The sequence below is a fragment of the Saccharobesus litoralis genome (assembly GCF_003063625.1).
GTDB lineage: Bacteria > Pseudomonadota > Gammaproteobacteria > Enterobacterales > Alteromonadaceae > Saccharobesus > Saccharobesus litoralis.
The window spans coordinates 4,903,180-4,926,126 of record NZ_CP026604.1; the positions used below are offsets into that span (position 1 = coordinate 4,903,180).

21 protein-coding genes are annotated in these 22,947 nt (G+C 41.6%); 5 read left to right on the forward strand and 16 right to left on the reverse strand.

All coding sequences use genetic code 11. The features are described 5' to 3' along the window. The first annotated feature begins 195 nt into the window (after positions 1-195). Both C2869_RS18450 and C2869_RS18455 read left to right on the forward strand, forming a co-directional pair. Positions 196-4,710, forward strand: a complete 4,515-nt coding sequence (locus tag C2869_RS18450; RefSeq protein ID WP_108604336.1) for a PAS domain S-box protein — start codon at positions 196-198, stop codon at positions 4,708-4,710. Continuing rightward, the gene (locus C2869_RS18455) at positions 4,711-5,649 is read left to right on the forward strand and encodes a GGDEF domain-containing response regulator (RefSeq protein ID WP_108604337.1); all 939 of its coding nucleotides are present in this window, start codon (positions 4,711-4,713) and stop codon (positions 5,647-5,649) included. It begins immediately after the preceding gene. 31 nt (positions 5,650-5,680) lie between these two features. On the opposite strand, the gene C2869_RS18460 is transcribed toward C2869_RS18455, so the two are convergent. Then, the gene (locus C2869_RS18460; RefSeq protein WP_108604338.1) at positions 5,681-5,905 is read right to left on the reverse strand and encodes a hypothetical protein; all 225 of its coding nucleotides are present in this window, start codon (positions 5,903-5,905) and stop codon (positions 5,681-5,683) included. A gap of 246 nt (positions 5,906-6,151) precedes the next feature. Here C2869_RS18460 and C2869_RS18465 point away from each other — a divergent pair, with 246 nt between their 5' ends. Continuing rightward, on the forward strand, positions 6,152-6,472 hold the full coding sequence (locus C2869_RS18465) for an RNA-binding S4 domain-containing protein (RefSeq protein ID WP_108604339.1): 321 nt from the start codon (positions 6,152-6,154) through the stop codon (positions 6,470-6,472). A gap of 100 nt (positions 6,473-6,572) precedes the next feature. Continuing rightward, a complete protein-coding gene (locus tag C2869_RS18470; RefSeq protein WP_108604340.1) occupies positions 6,573-7,484 on the forward strand; it encodes a hypothetical protein in 912 nt (303 codons plus the stop codon). A 25-nt stretch (positions 7,485-7,509) separates the two neighbouring features. Here C2869_RS18470 and C2869_RS18475 read toward each other — a convergent pair whose 3' ends face one another. The 7 genes from C2869_RS18475 to mltB form a co-directional block, all read right to left on the reverse strand. After that, positions 7,510-8,013, reverse strand: a complete 504-nt coding sequence (locus tag C2869_RS18475; RefSeq protein ID WP_108604341.1) for a lipocalin family protein — start codon at positions 8,011-8,013, stop codon at positions 7,510-7,512. Positions 8,014-8,130: 117 nt separating this feature from the next. Continuing rightward, positions 8,131-9,096: a lipoyl synthase gene (gene lipA / locus C2869_RS18480; protein ID WP_108604342.1), complete on the reverse strand. Its 966-nt coding sequence runs from the start codon at positions 9,094-9,096 to the stop codon at positions 8,131-8,133. Further along, on the reverse strand, positions 9,089-9,754 hold the full coding sequence (lipB, locus tag C2869_RS18485; RefSeq protein ID WP_228710840.1) for a lipoyl(octanoyl) transferase LipB: 666 nt from the start codon (positions 9,752-9,754) through the stop codon (positions 9,089-9,091). Before lipB ends, lipA begins: the two co-directional genes overlap by 8 nt. Positions 9,755-9,768: 14 nt before the next feature. Next, complete coding sequence (gene ybeD, locus C2869_RS18490) at positions 9,769-10,035, reverse strand: DUF493 family protein YbeD (RefSeq protein WP_228710841.1); 267 nt, start codon at positions 10,033-10,035, stop codon at positions 9,769-9,771. Positions 10,036-10,144: 109 nt separating this feature from the next. Beyond that, a complete protein-coding gene (locus C2869_RS18495; protein ID WP_108604344.1) occupies positions 10,145-11,290 on the reverse strand; it encodes a serine hydrolase in 1,146 nt (381 codons plus the stop codon). Positions 11,291-11,447: 157 nt separating this feature from the next. Beyond that, entirely contained in the window at positions 11,448-12,242 is a 795-nt protein-coding gene (locus C2869_RS23050; RefSeq protein WP_108604345.1) for a septal ring lytic transglycosylase RlpA family protein, read from the reverse strand. A 3-nt stretch (positions 12,243-12,245) separates the two neighbouring features. Further along, on the reverse strand, positions 12,246-13,235 hold the full coding sequence (gene mltB / locus C2869_RS18505) for a lytic murein transglycosylase B (RefSeq protein ID WP_108604346.1): 990 nt from the start codon (positions 13,233-13,235) through the stop codon (positions 12,246-12,248). A 179-nt stretch (positions 13,236-13,414) separates the two neighbouring features. On the opposite strand from mltB, the gene C2869_RS18510 reads away from it, so the two are divergent. Further along, positions 13,415-14,125, forward strand: a complete 711-nt coding sequence (locus tag C2869_RS18510; protein WP_108604347.1) for a DUF6445 family protein — start codon at positions 13,415-13,417, stop codon at positions 14,123-14,125. 14 nt (positions 14,126-14,139) lie between these two features. Here the strand turns inward: C2869_RS18510 and rodA are convergent, their stop codons facing one another. Genes rodA through leuS form a run of 8 tightly spaced genes read right to left on the reverse strand, consistent with a single transcriptional unit; the run spans position 14,140 to position 22,801 of the window. Continuing rightward, positions 14,140-15,243 carry a rod shape-determining protein RodA gene (rodA, locus tag C2869_RS18515; protein ID WP_108604348.1) on the reverse strand — a complete coding sequence of 368 codons (1,104 nt, stop codon included), beginning with the start codon at positions 15,241-15,243 and terminating at the stop codon, positions 14,140-14,142. After that, positions 15,243-17,153, reverse strand: a complete 1,911-nt coding sequence (gene mrdA, locus C2869_RS18520) for a penicillin-binding protein 2 (protein WP_108604349.1) — start codon at positions 17,151-17,153, stop codon at positions 15,243-15,245. The genes rodA and mrdA overlap by 1 nt, the downstream gene beginning before the upstream one ends. 15 nt (positions 17,154-17,168) lie before the next feature. After that, a complete protein-coding gene (gene rlmH, locus C2869_RS18525; RefSeq protein ID WP_108604350.1) occupies positions 17,169-17,639 on the reverse strand; it encodes a 23S rRNA (pseudouridine(1915)-N(3))-methyltransferase RlmH in 471 nt (156 codons plus the stop codon). Between the two features lie 20 nt (positions 17,640-17,659). Continuing rightward, the gene (rsfS, locus tag C2869_RS18530) at positions 17,660-17,977 is read right to left on the reverse strand and encodes a ribosome silencing factor (protein ID WP_108604351.1); all 318 of its coding nucleotides are present in this window, start codon (positions 17,975-17,977) and stop codon (positions 17,660-17,662) included. A 15-nt stretch (positions 17,978-17,992) separates the two neighbouring features. Next, positions 17,993-18,631, reverse strand: coding sequence for a nicotinate-nucleotide adenylyltransferase (nadD, locus tag C2869_RS18535; RefSeq protein ID WP_108604352.1), 639 nt, complete (start codon positions 18,629-18,631; stop codon positions 17,993-17,995). A gap of 6 nt (positions 18,632-18,637) precedes the next feature. Further along, a complete protein-coding gene (gene holA, locus C2869_RS18540; protein WP_108604353.1) occupies positions 18,638-19,678 on the reverse strand; it encodes a DNA polymerase III subunit delta in 1,041 nt (346 codons plus the stop codon). Positions 19,679-19,691: 13 nt separating this feature from the next. Next, the gene (locus C2869_RS18545) at positions 19,692-20,189 is read right to left on the reverse strand and encodes an LPS-assembly lipoprotein LptE (protein WP_108604354.1); all 498 of its coding nucleotides are present in this window, start codon (positions 20,187-20,189) and stop codon (positions 19,692-19,694) included. Between the two features lie 20 nt (positions 20,190-20,209). Continuing rightward, on the reverse strand, positions 20,210-22,801 hold the full coding sequence (gene leuS / locus C2869_RS18550; protein WP_108604355.1) for a leucine--tRNA ligase: 2,592 nt from the start codon (positions 22,799-22,801) through the stop codon (positions 20,210-20,212). Positions 22,802-22,947: the final 146 nt, after the last annotated feature.

The following is a 22,947-nucleotide window of genomic DNA, read 5'->3' on the forward strand; positions in this document are numbered from 1 at the left end:
GGTTTTGACTTGTTTCATTGAGTTAACGATTAAGGTGAAATATTTATTCCGCACATTTTTGCACTCTGTAGCAAAGTGTTAACCGGTTCACGCTTTGTAAACACAAGCCAACTCAAGCAGATTTTCAGATCTCACATATACTTATAACAACGTAACCACTCGCCTACTTTCAAATTACAAAAATTCGAGTTACCCATGTTCGATAATCTATTTAGATCTGACTATATGCCGCATGGCCACTGTTACTGGTGGACTCCTGAAATATTATGGTTAAACGTGCTATCTGACAGTGCGATTGCTTTAGCCTATTTCACAATCCCAGTGGCTATTTACTTATTTGTTGAAAAGCGTAAAGACTTAAAATTTAAAAAAGTTTTTATTCTATTTTCTGCCTTTATCTTATTGTGTGGTATTACGCATTTAATTAGCATTTACGTTATTTGGTATGGCAGCTACGGCGTACATGGCTTGTCAAAATTTGCGACGGCTATTGTCTCTGTCATCACCGCAGTGTTTGTTTTTAGGGCTATTCCGCTGGCGCTAAAACTACCCTCTCCTAATCAATTCGCCTCAGCGCTTGAACAAGCGCATCAAGAAAAACTGCACGCGCTAGAACTTGAACATTTACGCCAACAAGACGAACTTATTAAAGCAGCCACTCAAGCATCACATGTCGGATTACTCGCTATCGATACCCAAGGCAATATCAAGTTTGTTAATGAACAACTTTGCAACCTATTTGGCTATAGCGAACAAGAATTATTAGAGCAACCGATCACTACCTTAGTTGAAGAAAAATACACAGATGCTCATCCTAATTATGTGCGCGAGTTTATTAATAATGAGCAGCACAAACATAATATGGCTCAGGGGCGTACCGTATTCGGTATGCATAAAACCGGTCGCCGCATTCCAATTGAAATCGTACTGAATAACCAAACCAGTCAACGCGCTTTAATTTTCGCATCGGTCCTAGATGTAACAGAGCGCTTAAAAGCGCGTAACGAATTAATTGAAGCTAATAAACGCTTTGAACGAATTAGCCAAACGACTAACGATGGCTTATGGGAATGGGATTTAGTCGCGAATACACTGTGGTTATCTGAACGCGCGTTACACATACTCGGATTACCCACTACGGAACATTTTATTCAACGCCAAGCTTGGTTAGCCGTCATTGTACAAGGCGATATGGCTGATGTTGAACAACAAATTTTTACTGACATTGATCAACCCCACGAGCGGATCACCGAATATCAAATTTTGCGCAATGAAGAAAGTATTTGGGTTTCTACACGCGCCGGCACCCTGTTTGATAATAACGGCCAAGCTATATTTGTTTCCGGCACGATTGCAGACATTCAAAATCAAAAAGCGTTACAGCAAGCACTGGATGTCAAAAATCAATATCTGCAAAACTTTTTCGATGGCACCGCCAACGCGGTATTTTTAGTTAATGTTGTCGATGATAGTGACTATATTTACGCCGACGTTAACAAAGCCGCGCAAAATATGGTGGGCCTAAAGTGGAGTGCCATCAAAAATAAACGTATTGACGATCTAGTGCCGCAATACATTAGCCAAAAAAATGCCGATAAAGTAAAAACCTATTATCGGCAATGTATTAATAGCAAACAGCCTGTTGAATACGTTGAAGAGCTTAAGCTGGGTAAACGCTCAACTTGGTGGAAAACCAACTTAAACCCACAAATGGATGACAATCAGCAAGTTTATCGCATTGTTGGTACCAGTACAGAAATTAGCGAGCTAGTCAAAGCCGAACACGAAATCAAACAACGGCATATGCAATTTAAAACCATTATTGAGCAAGCGCCGTACATGATTAATTCATTCAACGAAGAAGGAAAATGCTTAATTTGGAATAAAGCCTGTGAACAAGTGCTAGGTTATACCTTTGCTGAAGTGGAAGCAGAAATAGATATGCTGGCAAAGTTTTACCCTGATAACGCATTGCGCCAGCAAGTATATAGAGATATTCATCAAGCCAACGGCGAATTTAAAGAATATCCAGTACGGGTCAAAAATCAGCAACTACGTCAACAATTATGGGCTAATTTTCGTATGCCTAATGGCCAAATTATTGCCTTTGGCCAAGATATACATCACAAGAAAGAGTTAGAAAAACAACAAAAACGCTTGCTGGAAATTTTGCAAAACTCGACCGATTTTGTTGCGCAAGTTGACCAAAATCACGAGATTATTTTCCTTAATAAAGCCATGATGGAATTAACCGGTTGCGACGATACTAGCCAAGCAACAATTAACCAGTTACATCCACCCGCTGCGGCTAAAAAAATTACTACGCAAATTTATCCCAAAGTTAACCGCCAAGGCTCATGGCAAGGTGAAGTCGAACTATTAGACAAGTCCGGTCATACCATTGCGGCGTCTATGGTGGCCATTGCGCATCAAAACGAAAAAGGCGAAAACGATTGTTACTCAGGGATTTTTCGCGATATTTCGCAAATGAAACAAAATGAACAACAGTTATTAGAAGCCACTCGGTTAGCTGAATCTGCCACTTTAGCTAAGAGTGAGTTTTTGGCCAATATGAGCCACGAAATACGCACCCCAATGAATGGGATTTTAGGATTGACTCAGTTGGTGCTGAATATGGAATTGGGGATCAAACAACGCGAATACCTATTAAAAGTCGCCAACTCGTCACATGTTCTATTAAACATCCTAAATGACATATTGGATTACTCGAAAATTGAAGCCAATAAATTAGAAGTCGTCGCCGAAAATTTCGATATAGATAATATTTTAAATACGGCCGCCAACTTATTTAGCATTCAAGCAGAAAAGAAACAGTTGGAATTACTGTTTGATATACCTGACTCCCTACAAAGGTACTATGTGGGTGACAGCTTACGTATAAGCCAAGTGCTGCATAATTTAATTAGTAACGCCATTAAGTTTACTGAGCAAGGTCAAGTTAAAGTCATGGTCACCGAAGAAAGCGAAACCGAAAATAAATTTCGTTTGATCTTTAATGTCAGTGACTCGGGTATTGGATTATCGCCTGAGCAAGCCGACAATTTATTTCATGCATTTACGCAAGCCGATTCATCAATCACCCGTAAATTTGGCGGCACAGGCCTTGGTTTAACCATTTGCCAACGCTTGGTTGAATTGATGAATGGTGAAATATTTTTTATTAGCCAACCTGGTGTCGGCAGTACGTTCACGTTCAATATTGAGCTAGAAAAAGGCCAAGTTCAAAATCAGGCCACGCCAAATCCGCACCCCATGAAAACACTAATTGTTGATGACAATTTAGATAGCCTTATTCTGATGGAGAATATATTTAATGCTTGGGGTTTCCCAACTGATGTCACCAACTCACCAAAACACGCCATAGAAAAAATAAGTCAAGCCGTTACCTCTGGTGAGTTATATGACCTCATTATAATTGACTGGAAAATGCCCGAAATAGACGGCATAGAATTAATTAATCAAATAAAACACCGCAAGGAATTTGCCGAGCAAGCCCAACGCATTAACGCGCTTATGGTCACATCCTATGGCAGAGAGTTTGCCGAACAAGCCGATAAGCACAATAACGTGGACGCCATTATGGATAAGCCGATATTTGCCAGCAAACTCCATAGCACTATTCTCAAGTTACAAGGTCAAATTCAAGCTACATCAAGCAGAGAGTCGCTTAACTTAGACGAAATGCATTCAGATGACACAAGTTCAATCCAGAATGCCAAGATATTAATCGTGGAAGACAATAAGACCAATCAAATTGTTGCCAGTGAATTTGTGAGTCAATTAGGGGCTGAATTTATCATTGCTAACCATGGCCAAGAAGCCGTCGAATATTTCCAAAATAATCATTTCGATTTAATTTTAATGGACTTGCAAATGCCGGTAATGGATGGCTTTGAAGCCACTAAAAGGATCCGCCAATGCGCAACTGGTAAACAAGTTCCTATCATTGCCATGTCAGCCGCCGCTATGGTTGAGGACAAAAAGAAAGCCAAAGAATTTGGCATGAATGATCATGTTGCCAAACCGGTTAATTTTAAAATATTAAACCAAATTTTGGCCAAATGGCTTAGTACCGCTCAGCAAAATACGACAGAGCCCCAAGCTGCAACAGCGCTAGCTATCCCTGGCCTCAATTTACAACAAGCCGTAACAAAACTCGATGGCAATTGGCCATTACTGAAGCGCTTGCTTAATCAATTTAACTTAGATGCCAAAGATATTATCAAGCAACTTCAAGTCCATTTAGCGGATCAGGACATTGATACAACTCTGCGCTTAATTCATACGTTAAAGGGCTTAACCCGCACAATAGGCGCCGACACGGTTAGTCAGTTAGCAGAAGAGATAGAAGTGCAATTAGCCGAAAACCAAAGCGCTGACTTGCAGCCTTTAATAACGGCAATCAATAATATTGTTGAACAAATCACCCCGCATCAATTAGCAAATAACACCACAAATGAACAACCAGAAAATAACCCTGAAGAAGTAAAACAGTGGCTTGCTAATTTACTAATAAAAATTGAAGGTTGGCAATACATTAGTTTGGACGAACTAGAGAGTTACCAAGCTCAGGCACAAAGCCTACTTAACGCGCAAGATTGGCAATCACTAACGCACGCAGTAAATCAAATGGACTATACTCAAGCTAAAGCCATTATTGCTCCTTATCTAAAAAAACAAGGGGATTAAATGCAACCAGCGGCCAAATGCTACAACCAAGTTCAGTTACCCAAAGTGTTAGTGGTTGATGACGACCCAAATATGATCCGCCTAATAGCGGAAAGTCTCGGCAAGAACTACGATATTTTAGTTGCTAGAGATGGTAGAGCCTGTTTAAAAATCATCGCTAATCAATCAGTCGATTTGATTTTGCTTGACGTTATGATGCCAGATATTAGCGGTTTTGAGCTATGCCAAACCATAAAAGACAATGTTAATACCCAAGACATTCCGATTATTTTTGTCACCTCGTTAGAGCAAGAGCACGATGTTGCTAAAGGCTTTAATGTTGGGGCGGTCGACTTTGTTAGCAAACCTATTAGTGCAGTGATATTAAGGGCGCGAGTTCGCACCCATGTCACCATGAAAATCCAGCTGGATAAAATGCAAGTACTCGCCACAACAGATCCATTAACTTTATTGGCTAATCGCAGGAAATTTGACGAAACATTACAGCTAGAGTGGAAACGTTGCTTGCGCAATACCAAACCAATCGCCATATTGATGATAGATATCGATAACTTTAAAGCGTACAACGATAATTATGGTCATGGTGCTGGTGATGAATGCTTAACCCAAGTTGCTAGAACCTTGCAAACGTCTGTCGCTCGTGCCAGTGATTTGGTTGCAAGATTAGGCGGAGAAGAGTTTGCGATAATTTTGCCAGATTGTGACAATAAGGGCGCAGAAAAAGTCGCCCAACGCGTGATTAATTTACTAGAGCAGGAAAATATTCCACATAACTTTTCTGATACGTGTTCACATATCAGTGTCAGCATAGGCATTTGCGCCCAGCTACCGAGCGTCAATACGCAAGCGGCTAAGACTTGTGAACTTGCCGACCAAGCCCTGTATCAAGCTAAACAACAAGGTAAGAATCAATTTAAATCTGCCGATTTTCATGAATAAAAATCGGCACGTTTAATTTATCTTGCCATCATCAACGTAGATCTATATCTGGATTAAAGTTAATTTCACCATCGCAATCAATGGTCGCCACATTGTCATCACAAACATACACGGCTAACGCAGCGTCGCCGCGACCACGTATAAAAGACAATTCATAACCAACTGTTTCAATACCATTAGCGGCGATTTTCTGCATCTCATTGAGTGACATTAGCCACTCGCGAATTGAAGGGTCACGTAGTCGTCGTTCATCCATAAAATTACACCTTATATGTGGCACCTAACCTATTAATCTTTAAACCAAGTCCCAAGCTACCGAGCCGAGCCACCAAATTCTGTAAATTAATTTAGGCCGCTGTCTTCCTACATTATTTATCGTCTTAAACTAATAGTTCTTGAAGCTTACTAGAAACATTTTCACGACAGAATTATCTTACTCTAGCTGGGTCAATACATAAAATCACGCTACAATGGCAATTAATTTCATTTCATTCTGTCTATCATGCAAATTATCTATATCAATCGCGAACCTGTAGAACTTTATAAAATTTTAAAATTCGAGAATTTGGTCGCCGGAGGAGGCGAAGCGAAATTAGTGATAGCCGAAGGTTACGTCTTAGTAAATGGTGAACTAGAAACTCAAAAGCGTAAAAAAATTTACCATGGTGATGTCATCGAGTTTGATGGTGAAACCTTTCAAGTTGAACGCGAAGCAGGCGTAGTCGCTACAGCTAAATCAGCAAGCAGCACCCAGTCAAAAACCACCAGCAAATCAGAAAATAACAAGCCAACAAAAGTTAAACGCCCAGCGATTCGCTTTTAAGTAAACACACATCAAAATACTTAAAAGTTATCCAAATTGGTAAAGCTAGGCTAAGGTTAATTAGCGGCCATACTGTTGCGAGCCAATTTGGAGTTAACGCTTGTTTATCAAATATTTATGTACGTTAACGCTTTCACTTATCTTGTTTAGTTTATGGGGTAATAAAAAAGCGTTTGCCCAACAGCCAATCACCATCAAACTTTCTGGGGTTAAAGACAGTATTGATGTTTTCGAAAAGCAAAGAAAAAAGCACCTTTGCCACCAGTTACCTGAGCTAGCCCATTCTGGCTTTAATCGCCCGACCATGGAAATGTTGATCATGTGCCGAGCATTATATCTCGGTGGTTTAGATTATCGCTTTGAATACAAATTTGTGCCTAATTACAGCCGCGCTTTGTTTGCGGCCAACTCCGGACAAGTCGCCATGCCGTATACCTCCATTTGGCAACCGGAAATAGATACTCGCAAGTTTTATCAAATTAGTCCTATCTACCCTGCCAATGTATTCGTAAAAGGCTTTTTTGTACCTGAGCACAAAAAACAAACTATCGAGCAAACATTAAATACTTTAATCAGCAACGGCGTAACAATTAACCAAGCGTTAAAAAAGTATCGCATTCTCACCACAGAGCGCTGGGGACAAGATTGGCAGATGATAAAAAAACTGGGATTACAAGCAGCTAATGTGTCACAACATGCTTCACTCTGTTTATTAGCCGATAAGGGGCGTGGTGATATAGTACTTACAGAATTATTGATGAAATCGGCATTGGGCATGACGTATACCTGTAAAGACCAATTTAATATGGTGCCGGTTGGTAATATTAAAATTCGCTTTCCCAATAGCCGCCATTTTATTGTCTCGAAAAAAGCGAAACACAGTCGCAAGATCCAACAAGCTTTAGAAAAAGGCCTACAACAAATGCGCGACAACAAAGAGTTTGAGTATTTTTACTATCCATTGGCCGAAAACAAGCAAGCCATCGACAGTTGGCAAACCTTGCCTCAATAACTTAGTCATAGATTTGCCAAGCAAATTAATTAAGCCAAATTAACTGCTCTGTAGCGAAACCTTTATCTTTAGCATTCTGAATAAACTTCTGCTTAGTACGCTCGTCTACTTGTGGGGTACGTGCCAACAGCCACAAATAGTCTTTTGAATAGCCTGCAACAAATGCAGTTTGGTAATTGGCGTCTAATTCAAAAATGGTATAGCTAGCGTAAAATGGGCCAAAGAATGACACTTTAAGGTGCCCTGTTGTCTCATCTTGTACAAAGTAAGCTTTGCCTTCAGCTTGTTGCCAACGGCCATCTTCACTGTTAAAGCCTTTGTTCAATACCCTGACACCGCCATCGCTGCGCATACTATAGCTTGCCGAAACTTGACTTAAACCGCGCTCAAACGAATGATCAAGTCGCGCAATTTCATACCAAGTGCCTAGGTATCGCTGCAGTTGAAAGTTGTTAATTGGCGTGACATTGTTTGGCAATCCCGTACAACTGCAAAGTAATAAAACAAAAGTGAATAGTAATAGGCGCATATAGTCGTTTTTAATTTTGTGCTAATGATGAATTAAATACGAATAAATCAGCAACCAAGATCAAAAAAAGAGGCTTAAAGCCTCTTTTCAACTAATCTAACTGATGTCGGTCGAGTTTTACTTAACCTCTTCACCGGCTGCTTGGCGATCAGCATGATAGCTAGAGCGCACCATAGGGCCACAAGCGGCATGGCTAAAGCCGAGTTCTTCTGCTAATTCGTTTAACTCGTCAAACTCTTTAGGATGAACATAACGTTCAACTTTTAAGTGATGCTTAGACGGTTGTAGGTATTGACCTAAGGTTAACATATCAACGTTATGTTCACGCAAGTCCTTCATAACTTCAGCGATTTCTTCGTTAGTTTCACCCATTCCCATCATCAAGCCCGACTTAGTCGGTACATCTGGGTTGGCTTGTTTAAACTTACGTAATAACTCAAGTGACCATTTATAATCTGCACCAGGACGAGCCATTTTATATAAGCGTGGCGCGGTTTCTAAGTTATGGTTAAATACATCTGGCGGACTCGTATTTAAAATTTCTAAAGCTCTGTCCATACGGCCACGAAAATCAGGTACTAATACTTCAATTTGGATATTAGGGCTGTATTTACGAATAGCATTAATACAATCAACAAAATGTTGCGCACCACCATCACGTAAATCATCACGGTCAACTGAGGTGATCACCACGTATTTTAGCTTCATTTCCGCTATGGTTTTACCCAACTTTTCAGGCTCTTGGGCATCTGGTGCTTTCGGACGACCATGCGCCACATCGCAGAATGGACAACGACGAGTACAGATATCACCTAATATCATGAAAGTAGCCGTACCATGGTTAAAACATTCTGCTAAGTTAGGACACGCCGCTTCTTCACATACTGAGTGAAGATTGTTTTTGCGCATGGTTTTCTTAATTTCATCAATACGCTCAGTACTGCGTGGTAATTTAATTTTGATCCATTCTGGCTTACGTAACATGTCTTCTTTCTCAGTTGGGATAACCTGAACTGGGATCAGACGCATTTTATCTTCGTCACGTAATTTTTCGCCGACTTCTGGGCGTGGGATCTTATTCATTGATTGGATTTCCTGCTTCAATACTGTGTGCCTGATAAGACAACACCGCTTTCAACTCATCAAGCAATTCTATTTTGGTTTGCTCAACGGTTTGTGGACCACCTAAATCAGCGCATTGCGTCATTTGCAGTCCTTGATAACCACACGGATTAATACGCTGAAAAGGCGACAAATCCATATTTACATTTAATGCTAAACCATGAAATGAACAACCACGGCGGATACGTAATCCTAAAGACGCAATTTTCATTTCATCAACGTATACACCGGGCGCATCCGCTTTAGGGTAAGCGGCAATATCATAACGCTTAAGCAATGCCACCAAGGCATTTTCAATCGCCGTCACTAATTGGCGCACACCCATTTTTTTACGTTTGATATTAACCAATACATAAGCCACTAACTGGCCGGGGCCGTGATAGGTAACTTGGCCGCCGCGATCAACTTTGACGACGGGAATATCGCCCGGCATTAACAGGTGTTCTTGCTTACCTGCTTGGCCTTGAGTAAATACGCTTGGGTGCTCAACAAACCAAATCTCATCCTGTGCGTCAATATCACGCTCAGCCGTGAAAGCTTGCATGGCTTGCCACACGGGTTCGTAGTCGCGTAAACCCAAATCGCGAATAATAACGTTATCGGTTAATGACAATGGTATTTCTTCCACAAGCACTACATAACCATACGTACGCCATCAATTTCTGATAACGCTTGATATAGGGTTTCGACGTGCTCTTTGCTTGTTACAGTCACGTCTATAGTAACTGACTGATAAGTACCCTTACCACTATCTTTCGTTTTTGGTGAATATTCACCGGGTGCATGTTGCTGTAAAACTAACATGATGTTATCGACAAGCTTGGGATCGGTATAGCCGACGACTTTGAATGGGAAACGACAAGGAAACTCTAATAACTCATCGAATTTAGTTTTCATAATAACTCTGGTCTCAACTTTAATCTCAATTTAAAACCAAAAATGGCGCAACGTGATACCGCTCCGCCATTCTCAACGATGGATTAAATTAATGTATTGTTCTAAAACAAATTTATTCGGCAAAACTCATTTTTACTTTATCAACCATACGGCTGAAAAATCCGCCTTCGGCTACCGATTCCAGCGCAACTAAAGGATAGCTGGCAATATCTTCACCTTCTAATTGTAAATAGACTTTACCGACTACAGTGCCTTTTTTCAGCGGCGCTTCTAAGGCTTTGTCTAATTCTAAATTAGCTTGTAATGCTTTACGTTTACCACGAGGAATAGTAATTGGCGTATCTTGACTGATACCTAAGCGCACGGTTTTCTTATCTCCTAACCAAATTTTCTGATCAGCAAACTTTTTACCGGCTTTATAAGGTGTAATGGTTTCGAAAAAACGAAAACCATAATTTAATAATTTTTTACTTTCGGTTTTACGTGCGCGCTCTGAACTAGCGCCCATAACCACAGAAATTAAACGCATGCCGCCTTTAGTTGCCGATGACACTAAGCTATAGCCAGCTTCTTGCGTATGTCCGGTTTTAATACCGTCCACATTCATACTTTTATCCCAAAGTAATGAGTTGCGGTTATATTGCTTAATGCCATTAAAAGTGAAAGATTTTTCACTATACACAGCGTACTCTTCCGGCACATCATTGATCAGCGCCTTAGCCAAAATCGCCATATCAACAGGTGTAGTAAAATGATTAGCGCCTGGTAAACCATGGCTATTTTCAAAGTTAGAACCGTGCATGCCCAATTCTGTTGCGTAGGCATTCATTAAATCAGCAAAAGCCGATTCAGAACCGGCAATATGTTCAGCCATGGCAACACATGCATCATTACCAGACTGAATAATAATACCGCGGTTAAGATCCGCTACTGAAACTTGTTTACCGACTTCGATAAACATTTTTGAAGAATCAGGAAAATTTTTCGCCCAAGCTTTCTCACTAATAGTCACTTGGTCTTCTAGGCTAATATTGCCTTTTTTGATTTCCATGCCAATGATATAGCTGGTCATCATTTTAGTTAAGCTAGCTGGCGCCAACTGAGTTTCAGAATTGTCTTCCGACAAGACTTTACCTGTTGAAGCGTCAATTAATAAATGGCCTTTGGCGTTAATTGTTGGCGCATTCGGAGTTATAGCAGATACGGAGACGGAAAAAACACTGGCAATGAATAGCACGCCCAAACGGAAATTTTTCATAATTATTGGTAATTTTCTGAGAATTGTTGGGAAAAGCGAAAAAATAACGTGCCAAAGTGTAACAAATCTCGTTAACAGATAGCACCCCTAAAAAACCGAAGAAACTAAAGTTAACAGACCGAATAATAACAGCTTATAACGTCTATGAATGGAACGCTTAATTCACCTCTTCTTTATTGGTCAATTCGCTTGTTTGAGTATAGCGTTTAGCTGGATAGCCACTCATAGTTAAATGAGCTAATGTCTCGCGCAACCGCTCTTCATCAGCAAAAGGCCCCACTAGCAAATCAAACTCTTCTTCAGCTTGTAACACCTGAGTATCCATCTGAAATAACAAAGCCAAAGCCGAGGCGGTTTTATCTAAGCCTTCTCGCTGCGGCGCTGAGTCAACCAATATATAACCGCCAGGCGTAGTTGCTAAGGTGCGAATTTTCACATTAGCCGTGCCAGATGCTGTTACGCCGAGTTTATAGGCAGCAGAATAGGACAAATCAATTATGCGCCCTTCATGAAACGGCCCGCGATCATTGACACGAACAATGGCTTTGCGGCCATTATCCAAATTGGTCACTTCAACAAACACGGGGATCGGCAAGGTTTTATGCGCAGCCGACATGGCAAACATATCGTAGGTTTCACCATTGGATGTTAAATGGCCATGAAATTTACGACCATACCAACTGGCGATACCCTGCTGTTCAAACCCATCGGCACTTGGCAGCACTTGATACGTTTTACCTAATACTTGATATTCAGGCTGGTTGCCGCCACGACTAGGTGGCATATAGTAAACCTCTGGGTTTTGCATTTCTTCTGCGGTAGGAGTACGAGTCGGTGCTAAATCGTGCTCCAAAGCATAGCGGCTTTTTTTGGTTGACGAACAGGCCGTAACACAACCGGCCAAAATTAAACTAACAAGCCACGGCCTGTTAAACACAATGTTTACTGTCATGATTTACGGTTGTACTGCCACTGTCATATTAACTTGCTGCTTAGCGGCTTTGATTTTTTCACTCAATTGATAAACAGCCATGGAATATAAAGGGCTGTGATTATAACGTGAAATCACGTAAAAGTTATTCAAGGTTAACCAGTGCTCTACACCCGTTTCTGTTTCCAGTTCAAGTAGCTGGCCTTTAGCTTGAGTATTAACATCAGCTTCAATATAAACTTGCTTGTCTAATATCGCTGCAACCTTGTCGACTGGTTTAAGCTTTTTACGCAATAATGTCTGATAAGTATTGCCTTTTACTTTGGCAGGAAACGCGACTGGCTCGCCAAATTGCCATTTGTGTTGTTTAAAATAATTGCCAACACTGCCAATAGCGTCGACTTCGTTGTTAAACAAATCTCGTTTATTATCACCATCAAAATCGATGGCGTAATGGCGATAACTAGAAGGAATAAACTGTCCCCAGCCCATTGCCCCAGCATACGAACCATACAATTGATGAATATCCAATTGTTCTTCATTGGACAATACCATTAACTCAGCCAACTGCTTACGGAAAAACTTGCCTCGCCCTTGATGATGAAAACCTAAGGTATACAAACTATCTAGCGCTTTATACTTACCTTTATATGTACCATAAAACGTTTCAACCCCAATAATGGCGACCACAATAGCGGCATCAACACCCAACTCTTTTTCGACTCGCTCTAATGTCGTTTGGTGTTTTAACCAAAACTTAACGCCGGCTTTAATCCGTTTTTCAGTTAAAAAGATTGGCCAATATTTGTACCAAGGTTTGGCTTCCCAAGGCCTAGAGATCGCATCTAATACCTTTTGGTTTTTATTGGCTTGCTGTAATAAGCTTGATACATGATCTTCGCTAATTGGGTATTTTTTAGCGGTTTGCGCAGCAAACTCTTGCTGGCTAGGAAATTGCGCCAAAGCACAACAAGAAAACAACAGACAAGAAGAAAAAATAATTCGTTTAATCATAGATTTAATAAGCCGACTAATCACGCAAATAACCTACCATTTATGACCTCATTACGCATCATATATTCAGTGACTTAGCCAAATTAACTAAAGGCGGCTCACTCAAAATAAGATTCACTTGAGAAATAATTAAATTAAATATAAATTAAATTTAATTATCAATACAACAGATAAACAAAATGGCGACTTATCTACTCAATCCCAATTGTCAGGTGCAACTTATCCAAGTCGGCCAAGAAAAAACACCCGTATTGATTATTGATGATTTTATGCTGGGCTTAGATCAATTAACCGCCAATATTAATCAAAGCGCGAAGTTTACTGATGCTAATGATTCCAATTACGCAGGAGTCCGAGCGCCAATAGATAGTGACTATCTTGACTCAGTACTGCCTGAGATTGTACCGATTTTTTATCAGGTTTTTAGAGTTCCACAGCAGTTAAATTTAAGCTTAAAAACCGCGCGCTATTCTCTACTCACTAAAGACGCTAACCAATTAAATACCCTGCAAAGATGGCCTCATTTTGATAGTTATGAACCAGGCTATTTTGCTGTCATGCATTATATCAATGAGGGAAATTTTGAAGGCACAGGCTTTTATCGCCATAGAGAAACAAATAAAGAAAATATACTCAATGAGCAACAAGCCCATGACTATATGTTAGCTTTACAAAACTGGGTAGATAAGTACGGAGAACCAGAAGCCAACTACACTAATGGTGGTAACACGGTATATGAACGGATCGGCACAATTGAATACAAACCCAATCGTTTTGTTATTTACCCTGGCTCTTTGTTACATTCACCAATCGCGACTCACACAAGTCATTTAAGTGATGACCCTCAGCATGGCAGGTTAACTGCCAATTTGTTTATTAACTTTGAATAAACACATGCAACGCCCTATTCGCGTAGAAAACGCCTATGGGTACTGATCGCCATTAAAATACCAAAGCCCGCTAATAAGGTAACCATTGAGGTTCCGCCATAACTAATTAAAGGCAGTGGCACGCCAACCACAGGTAATATGCCCGAAACCATACCAATATTAACAAACACATACACGAAAAACGTCAATGTAATACTACCGGCTAATAGCTTAGTGAAAGCCTCTTGCGCCCGCATGGCAATTATCATTCCGCGGCCAACTATGTACAAATAGATAACCATTAATAACAAAATGCCAAACAAACCGAACTCTTCACTAAATACAGCAAAAATAAAATCCGTGTGACGTTCGGGTAAAAACTCAAGTTGCGATTGGGTTCCTGCTAACCAGCCTTTACCTGTCGTGCCACCGGAACCAATGGCAATTTGCGATTGAATGATATGATAGCCTGAGCCTAAAGGATCCGATTCAGGATCAAGAAAGGTCAGTACGCGCTGCTTTTGATAGGGGTGCATAATGAAATACCACATAATTGGCATAAAAGCGGATACACATATTGCAAACGCACCAATTAACTTCCAGCTAAGTCCAGCCAAAAACAACACAAATAAACCGGATGTCGCTATGAGTAATGACGTGCCTAAATCCGGTTGTTTAGCTATCATCAAGGTAGGCAGCAAAACTAAAACTAAGCCAATAAAGGTATCTGTCAAGGTCGGGGGAATGGGTTTACGACTAATATACCAAGCAATCATAATAGGTACGCCTAGCTTCATTATCTCTGAAGGCTGAAACCGCATAAAACCTAAGTCGAGCCAACGCTGAGCCCCTTTTCCCACCACCCCAACGAGCAGCACGGCAACAAGCATACCGCAACCCAATAAAAAGATCGGCACCGCCCAGCGTTGATAAAAACTTGGCGGTATTTGCGCCACCACTAACATAACCACAAAAGCTAAACCTAAACGTGTGATTTGACGATAAATCAAAGCCATTTCTTGGCCACCCGCGCTGTAAATGACAGCCAACCCAACAGACATCAATACCAGCAACGACGTGAGCAAGGGCAAATCGATATGCAACCTTTGCCAAATATTTTTCGAACTTTCGTTACGCATTAAGGCTCCCTAGCCAAAGGTAAGTCTTGCATTGGGTTTTCACCCAGAGGGTTACTAGCGAAATAAGCATCCATCATGGCGCGCGCAACAGGTGCGGCATTTGAACTACCGCCGCCAGCATTTTCCACCACGACCGCAATTACGACTTTAGGTTCATCATATGGCGCAAAGCCAACAAATAAGGCATTGTCTCGATGACGCTCTGCGATTTTAGTTTCGTCATACTCTGCATCTTGCGCAATTGAGATAACTTGTGCTGTGCCTGTTTTACCCGCCGCATCATAGGTTGTGCCTTTAAAGGCTTTATGTGCTGTGCCTGTCACCTTTTGCACTGTGGTATACATAGCCCGTTTGATAATCTGCCAATTTTCTTTATTTTGTATAGCCACAGGCGGTCTATCTTGCGCTGGTGAATCGATTGTGCCGGTATTACTTTCAATCGCTTTTAAAAATTTCGGTTCGTTAAAATTACCTTCGTTAGCTAATACACTAGTGGCTAACGCGAGTTGTAATGGTGTCGATGTCCAGTACCCTTGGCCAATACCAATAGAAATAGTATCACCCGCATACCAAGGTTGATTGTAACGGGCACGCTTCCATTGTTGACTTGGCATATTGGCGGATGATTCTTCAAAAATATCAACCCCTGTCGCTTCACCAAAACCAAACTTGACCATTTCCTCTGAAATAGCATCAATGCCTAAACGTAACGCCAGATCATAAAAATAAGTGTCGCAAGACTCCTCAATCGACTTATGTATATCAACATGGCCATGTCCCCACTTTTTCCAATCTCGGTATTTATGCTCAATACCTTTAATTTGATAATAGCCAGGGTCCCACATTGTGGTTTGTTCCGTCACTAAGCCTTTTTCAAGACCCAACAAACCAATAAGCGGTTTAATAGTCGATGCCGGTGGATACTGACCTTGAGTCGCACGATTAATTAAAGGCCGGTCAGGAGATTGCAGTAATGCCCTATAATCCTTACCGGAAATACCATGTACAAATAAATTAGGATCATAACTCGGGTTAGAATATAACGCTAAAATGCCATTATTAACCGCATCTAACATGACGACCGCGCCACGATTATCAGCCAACAATTGCTGAGCTAATTTTTGCAGGCTGATATCCAAATGTAAGCGCAAATCATTGCCAGGAATCGGCGCTTGCGAATCCATCTCCCGCAGAACTCGCCCACGACTATTCACTTCAACTTTGCGATAGCCTACCGTGCCGTGCAATATATTTTGATAAAACTTTTCTAGCCCTTGTTTACCAATATCTCGCGTAGCAGCGTAATTAGCTTTTTCGTTATTGGCTTCGATACGCGCAGCATCTTTAGGGTTAATTTTAGCGACATAACCCAATGCATGCGTCAACAAGTCACCATGCGGGTAAAAACGCTTTAAATGCGCGTCGATCACCACACCATCGAGTTGATGCTGATTAACCGCAATGATAGCGGCCTCTTCTGGCGTGAGTCGCTCGATTAAAGCAATCGGTTTAAAACGCCGCCGACGATTTTGTTTTAATGCACGGTAAAAACTTTTCTTTTGCTCATGACTGACAGGTATTAGCGCTTCAATTTGCGCTAATAAACCATCTATGTTTTTCACGTCTTCTGCGACGATCTCTAAACTGTAAACAGGATGGTTTTCCGCCAGTAAAACACCGTTGGTATCGTAAATGAGTCCCCGATTGGGTGGCACGGGTTGGACTTTAATGCGATTACCATCAGCCCGTGTTTGGTAATCACTAAACTTCTCCACTTGTAGATGATACAAGTTTGAGAGTAAGGTTAACACCATAGCCAAAACCACAGCGAGCGCAATAAGTGCTCGTCGGGCAAACATATTCGCTTCAGCTGTATGGTCGCGTATCGCTACGCGGCGCTTAACCCACATTCATTAATGCTCTTATTATTCTCTGTGATAAGGATGGTTATTGTTTAAGCTCCAAGCCCGATACAAGCTTTCAGCAACCAAAACCCGTACCAAAGGATGAGGTAAGGTTAGTGGTGACAATGACCATTTTTGTTCAGAAGCTTGAATGCAGCTTGGCGCTAATCCTTCAGGGCCACCAATCAACAAGCTAACATCACGACCATCATGTTGCCAGACTTGTAACTGTTTGGCTAGCTGATGGGTATCCCAAGGTTTACCTGTCACTTCCAATGTAACAATACGATTACCTTTGGGGATGGCAGCCAAAGTCGACTCACCCTCTTTCGCCAGAATGCGCGCGATGTCGGCATTTTTACCCCGTTTGCCAGCAGCAATTTCTGTAAGAAACAACTCACAATCACGAGGAAAACGGCGTAAATATTCATTAAAGCCTTGTGTAACCCAAGTTGGCATTTTTGTGCCAACCGCAACCATTTGAATTTTCATAATGCTAAGCGTTTCGCTTGCTACTGCCAGAGCTTTTCAATTTGATAAAATTCGCGGGTGTCATCCAACATAACATGCACGACAATTGAGCCAAAATCAACCAACACCCACTCACCAAAATCAGCGCCTTCAATACCTATTGCGGGTGTCCCTTGATGCTTAGCCTCAGTCGCGACATGTTGTCCGATAGATTTAACATGAGTTTTTGAATTACCTGAACAGACGATAATAAAGTCCATAATGCTGGATTTGTCGCTAACATCGATTACTTCTACGTCACGACCTTTAAGATCATCAATTTTGTCGACTGCAAAATCGATTAACTGTTGCGTCTCCAATTCGAGTTTTCTCCTCTAAGATAAATATAAATGATGTTCTTCAATATATTCATGTACCGCATACGGCAGCAAGCAACGACAATCTAAACCACTTGATAAGCGTTGCCGAATATACGAAGACGATATTTTAAGCTTAGTCGAATTCACCAATAGGATCTTACCTGAAAGGTTATTTTCTAAGCATTTATAAGATTCTGTTTGATTTTTTGCCAACCAAAGCTGTACATCAGGGTGCAGCTCAGTTTGATAACCACCACGCTCAGCCACCACCAAATGCACATAATCCAATAATTCCTGCCAACGGTGCCAAGTATGAATGCTGTTTAACGAATCCATACCAATTACAAAACACAAAGGTGTCGTTGTATAACGCTGGCGTAATTCAACAAAGGTATCAAACGAATACGAAATACGCGGCGCTGTTAGCTCGATATCATCCACCACAAACTGTGGATACATAGCTGCCACTTGTTGGCACATGGCCACCCTATGCTGGTCTTGCGTTTCGGGTCGTGCTTTATGCGGTGGTATGCGATTCGGGATCAAACGGATCTCGTCTGCCCCTAGCCATTCCTGAATTTCCAAAATAGGTTGAATATGACCATTGTGAATAGGGTCAAATGTGCCACCAAAAAGCAAAGTCGGTTTATTCATTAAAAACTAAGCAACCATGGTTTTGGTTAACGATTGTAATCTTGGATCACCCGTAAACAAGGCACAACAATGCGCCAACATAGTATACGGATGCTTTAAGCCATTGGTTTTATAACTTAAATCAAAATGGGCCAAGGATGACAGAATAATTTCGATACTCTGGCTGTTAAGACGCTGCATAGCTTGACGATACAAGCCTTGTTTCTGTTGCCAAATTCGCAAGGATTTAAATAAAGCGTCAATACTTTGCCCTGCCTGCTGGGCTGCGACTAACTGAGCCAAAATTTCAGCTTCTTTTTGCAATGCCCAAGCAATAATTACAGGCTCTAGCTCTTCACCTTGTAAACGCTGCAACACATGACTCGCACGATCAAAATTACCTAGCAATAGATCATCGACTAATTGAAAAACGGTAAATCGAGATTGATCCGACACCACTTGTTCAATTTCAACCACATCGATCGGCTGGTTTGGGTATAACAGTGACAAGCGTGTAATCTCTTGCGCAGCGCTGAGTAAATTACCTTCGAATAAGTGCGCTAACAATTCGATAGCATTAGCCGTAATATTTAAGCCTTGCTGTTGGCACTGTTGACGCAACCAATTAGGCAGCTTGTCTTTTTCCACATCATACACAGGAATAAACCAAGCATGCTTGTCGACTTCTTTAAACCATTTACTCTTGGTTTGCTCTTGGCCTAACTTACCGCCCCACAACAGTAAAATATGCTCGTTATCCGGTAAAGCGCACCACTGCTGTAGCATTTTACTGCCATCGCGCCCGGGTTTGGCTGTCGGCATTTCCAACTCAATCAACTTACGCATAGCAAACAACGACAAAGCTTGCGCTTCGTCCATTAACAATTGCCAATTGAACTGGTTATCATGTGTCCAGCGAATGCGTTCCTCACACCCTTGTTGCTTGGCAACTTGGCGCAAAGTATCGAGCGCTTGCTGCACCTGATAGGGCTCATCACCAAATACCATGATCACGTTAGGTAAAGGTTGCTGTATGTGGCGTTCGAGTTGATTAGGGTAAATGCGCATAACGATTTGACAATTAGTAGCGAATTGAGGCTAATTGCCTAACAATCCGCGATGCAGCGTCCTTACGCATTTCCTTGAGAATTAAGTTCATTTCGCGGTTTTTAGCCAGTACCGCGTCGGGGTTATCTTGATAGTCACGTAAAATTTCAACCGAAAAACGTCGTGGCTGACTTTCGCCAATTTCGATGAGATAAACTACAGAATAAATAAGTTCATATTCTGCAACCTGACCATTGGGAAACAAAGACAAGGTTCGGCGTTCTAATTTATCATCAATAATCGATAAGCGAGCGCAGAGCGCTGGATTATCAATATTGATACCACCGATTACCAATTGCTCTTTCACTTCAACTCGCAATAGTTTGTCGCCCCGGCTATCCATACAAATGTTCTTTAAAAATGCCGGTACTTCATAACTACCACGAAGTTGAAAACCACAACTAGTCACTAAACTCATTAACGTGATTAGGCTAATGAGTTTAGTTAAGCTCTTTTGAAACGATTTCAGCACTGCGTATTCCGTTGCTATGACTAGTTAGCCACAATATTTAATAATTTACCCGGCACATAAATCACTTTACGTACGGTTTTACCCTCGGTAAATTTAGTGACGTTTTCTTCTGCATCAGCTAATGCCTGAACAGCCTCTTGGCTCGCGTCAGCTGGCACTGTCAATTTTGCACGCAACTTACCGTTAACTTGCACAATAATCAGCTTCTCGTCTTCAACCATGGCTGACTGGTCAGCTTGTGGCCAAGATGCTGTTTCAACTGCCGTTGTTTGACCCAAAGCTTGCCATAACGCATGCGATAAATGAGGAGTGATTGGCGCAAGCATTAAGGTTACCGCTTCAAGCGCTTCTTGAATAACGGCTCTGTCTTGAGCTTGGGCTAATGGCGCTTTAATTAGCTTATTCATTAACTCCATAATAGCCGCAACAGCGGTATTAAACGTTTGGCGACGACCAACATCATCACTCACTTTAGCAATGGCTTTGTGTACTTCGCGACGTAAGTTTTTTTGCGCGCCGGTTAAACTCGCTTTGTCCAGCTCAACTTTATCTCCCGCTTGGTTTAACTCGTAGGCTAAACGCCATAAACGTTTAATAAAGCGATGGGCACCTTCCACGCCTGAATCAGACCATTCTAATGTTTGCTCCGGAGGTGCGGTAAACATCATAAACAAACGAACTGTGTCTGCGCCGTATTTATCAATAACTAACTGCGGATCAATACCATTATTCTTTGACTTAGACATTTTCGTCACGCCAGCCGGAATAACAGGTTGGCCATCTGGTACATATGTTGCGCTTTTCACACCACCTTTATCGTCATGCTCTATTTCAACATCGGCAGGTGAATACCAGCTTTTACCGCCATTGGCATCTTCACGATAAAACGTTTCCGCTAACACCATGCCTTGACAAAGCAAACGTTTAAACGGTTCATCTGACTCAACTAAGCCAACATCACGTAATAACTTGTGGTAAAAACGAGAATACAATAAATGTAAAATGGCGTGTTCGATACCACCAATATATTGATCAACCGGTAACCAATAGTTAGCTTCGGCTGGATCCAGCATTTGCGTATCATCGTTAGCACAGCAGTAACGCGCGTAGTACCAACTTGATTCCATAAAGGTATCAAAAGTGTCAGTTTCACGTAGTGCCGGTTGACCGTTATAGGTGGTTTGAGCCCACTCAGGGTTAGACTTGATCGGTGAAGTAACGCCATCCATTTCAACATCTTCCGGTAACACAACCGGTAATTGTTCTTCAGGTACACCCACGGCTTCACCATTCTCTAAATTAAGAATAGGGATTGGCGCCCCCCAATAACGCTGACGAGAAACACCCCAATCACGTAAGCGATAATTAACCGTCACTTTACCTTTACCTAAGCCTTCTAGCTTAGCGGCAATGGCTTTAAATGCACCGTCAAAATCCAAACCATCAAATTCAGCTGAATTAACTAATACGCCACGCTCGGTAAAGGCTTCTTTGCTTAAGTCTGCTTGTAACTCACTGCCTTCAACAGGCGCGATAACTTGCTTAATGGTTAAACCATAGTTAGTGGCGAACTCATAATCGCGTTGATCATGCCCTGGCACCGACATAACCGCGCCAGTACCATAGTCCATTAATACAAAGTTAGCCGCCCATACTGGCACTTCTTCGCCAGTTAATGGGTGAATGGCACGCAAGCCGGTATCAACACCTTTTTTCTCCATGGTAGCCATGTCGGCTTCAGCCACTTTGCTGTTTTTGCATTCTTCAACAAACTTAGCCAGCTCTGGGTTGTTTTCTGCCGCCGCCAAGCAAATTGGGTGTTGAGCCGCTAACGCCACGTAAGTCACACCCATTAATGTATCAGGACGTGTGGTATAAACCGTAAAATCGGTTGCGATTGACGCAATATGAAAGTCTATTTCTAAGCCTTCAGAGCGACCAATCCAATTACGCTGCATGGTTTTAACTTGCTCAGGCCAGCCATCAAGCTGATCAAGATCATTTAATAGCTCTTCAGCATAATCGGTAATTTTAATAAACCACTGAGGAATTTCTTTTTGCTCAACCAAAGCACCAGAACGCCAACCACGGCCATCAACCACTTGCTCGTTGGCTAATACCGTTTGATCAACTGGGTCCCAGTTAACCGTAGCCATTTTTTTATAAACTAAGCCTTTCTCGTACAACTTAGTGAAAAACCATTGCTCCCATCGATAATATTCTGGTGAACAGGTTGTGACTTCACGGCTCCAGTCATAGCCAAACCCTAATTGTTTTAATTGGGTTTTCATGTCATCTATGTTGGCATATGTCCACTTAGCAGGGGCCGTTTTATTTTTAATCGCGGCATTTTCCGCTGGCAAACCAAAAGAGTCCCACCCCATAGGTTGCATGACATTTTTGCCTTGCATTCTTTGGTAGCGTGACACAACGTCACCTAAGGTATAATTACGTACGTGCCCCATATGCAACTTACCACTTGGGTAAGGAAACATAGAAAGACAGTAAAACTTTTCTTTTGATGGATCAGCCTTAACTTCAAAGACTTTGTTCTCTTCCCAATAAGACTGAACGTCTTGTTCGATTTGCTGCGGATTATATTCTTGTTGCATTAACTAATTTCAACCCAGTTTTCATTAAAGGTTTACGGCGATATTTATTTGGTTTGCTGCGCTGGCAATCATTGCGCAAGCTTAACGAACAACCGTAATACGATTAGCTTAAAAAATGGGGCAAATAATACCGTATGCGCACGATA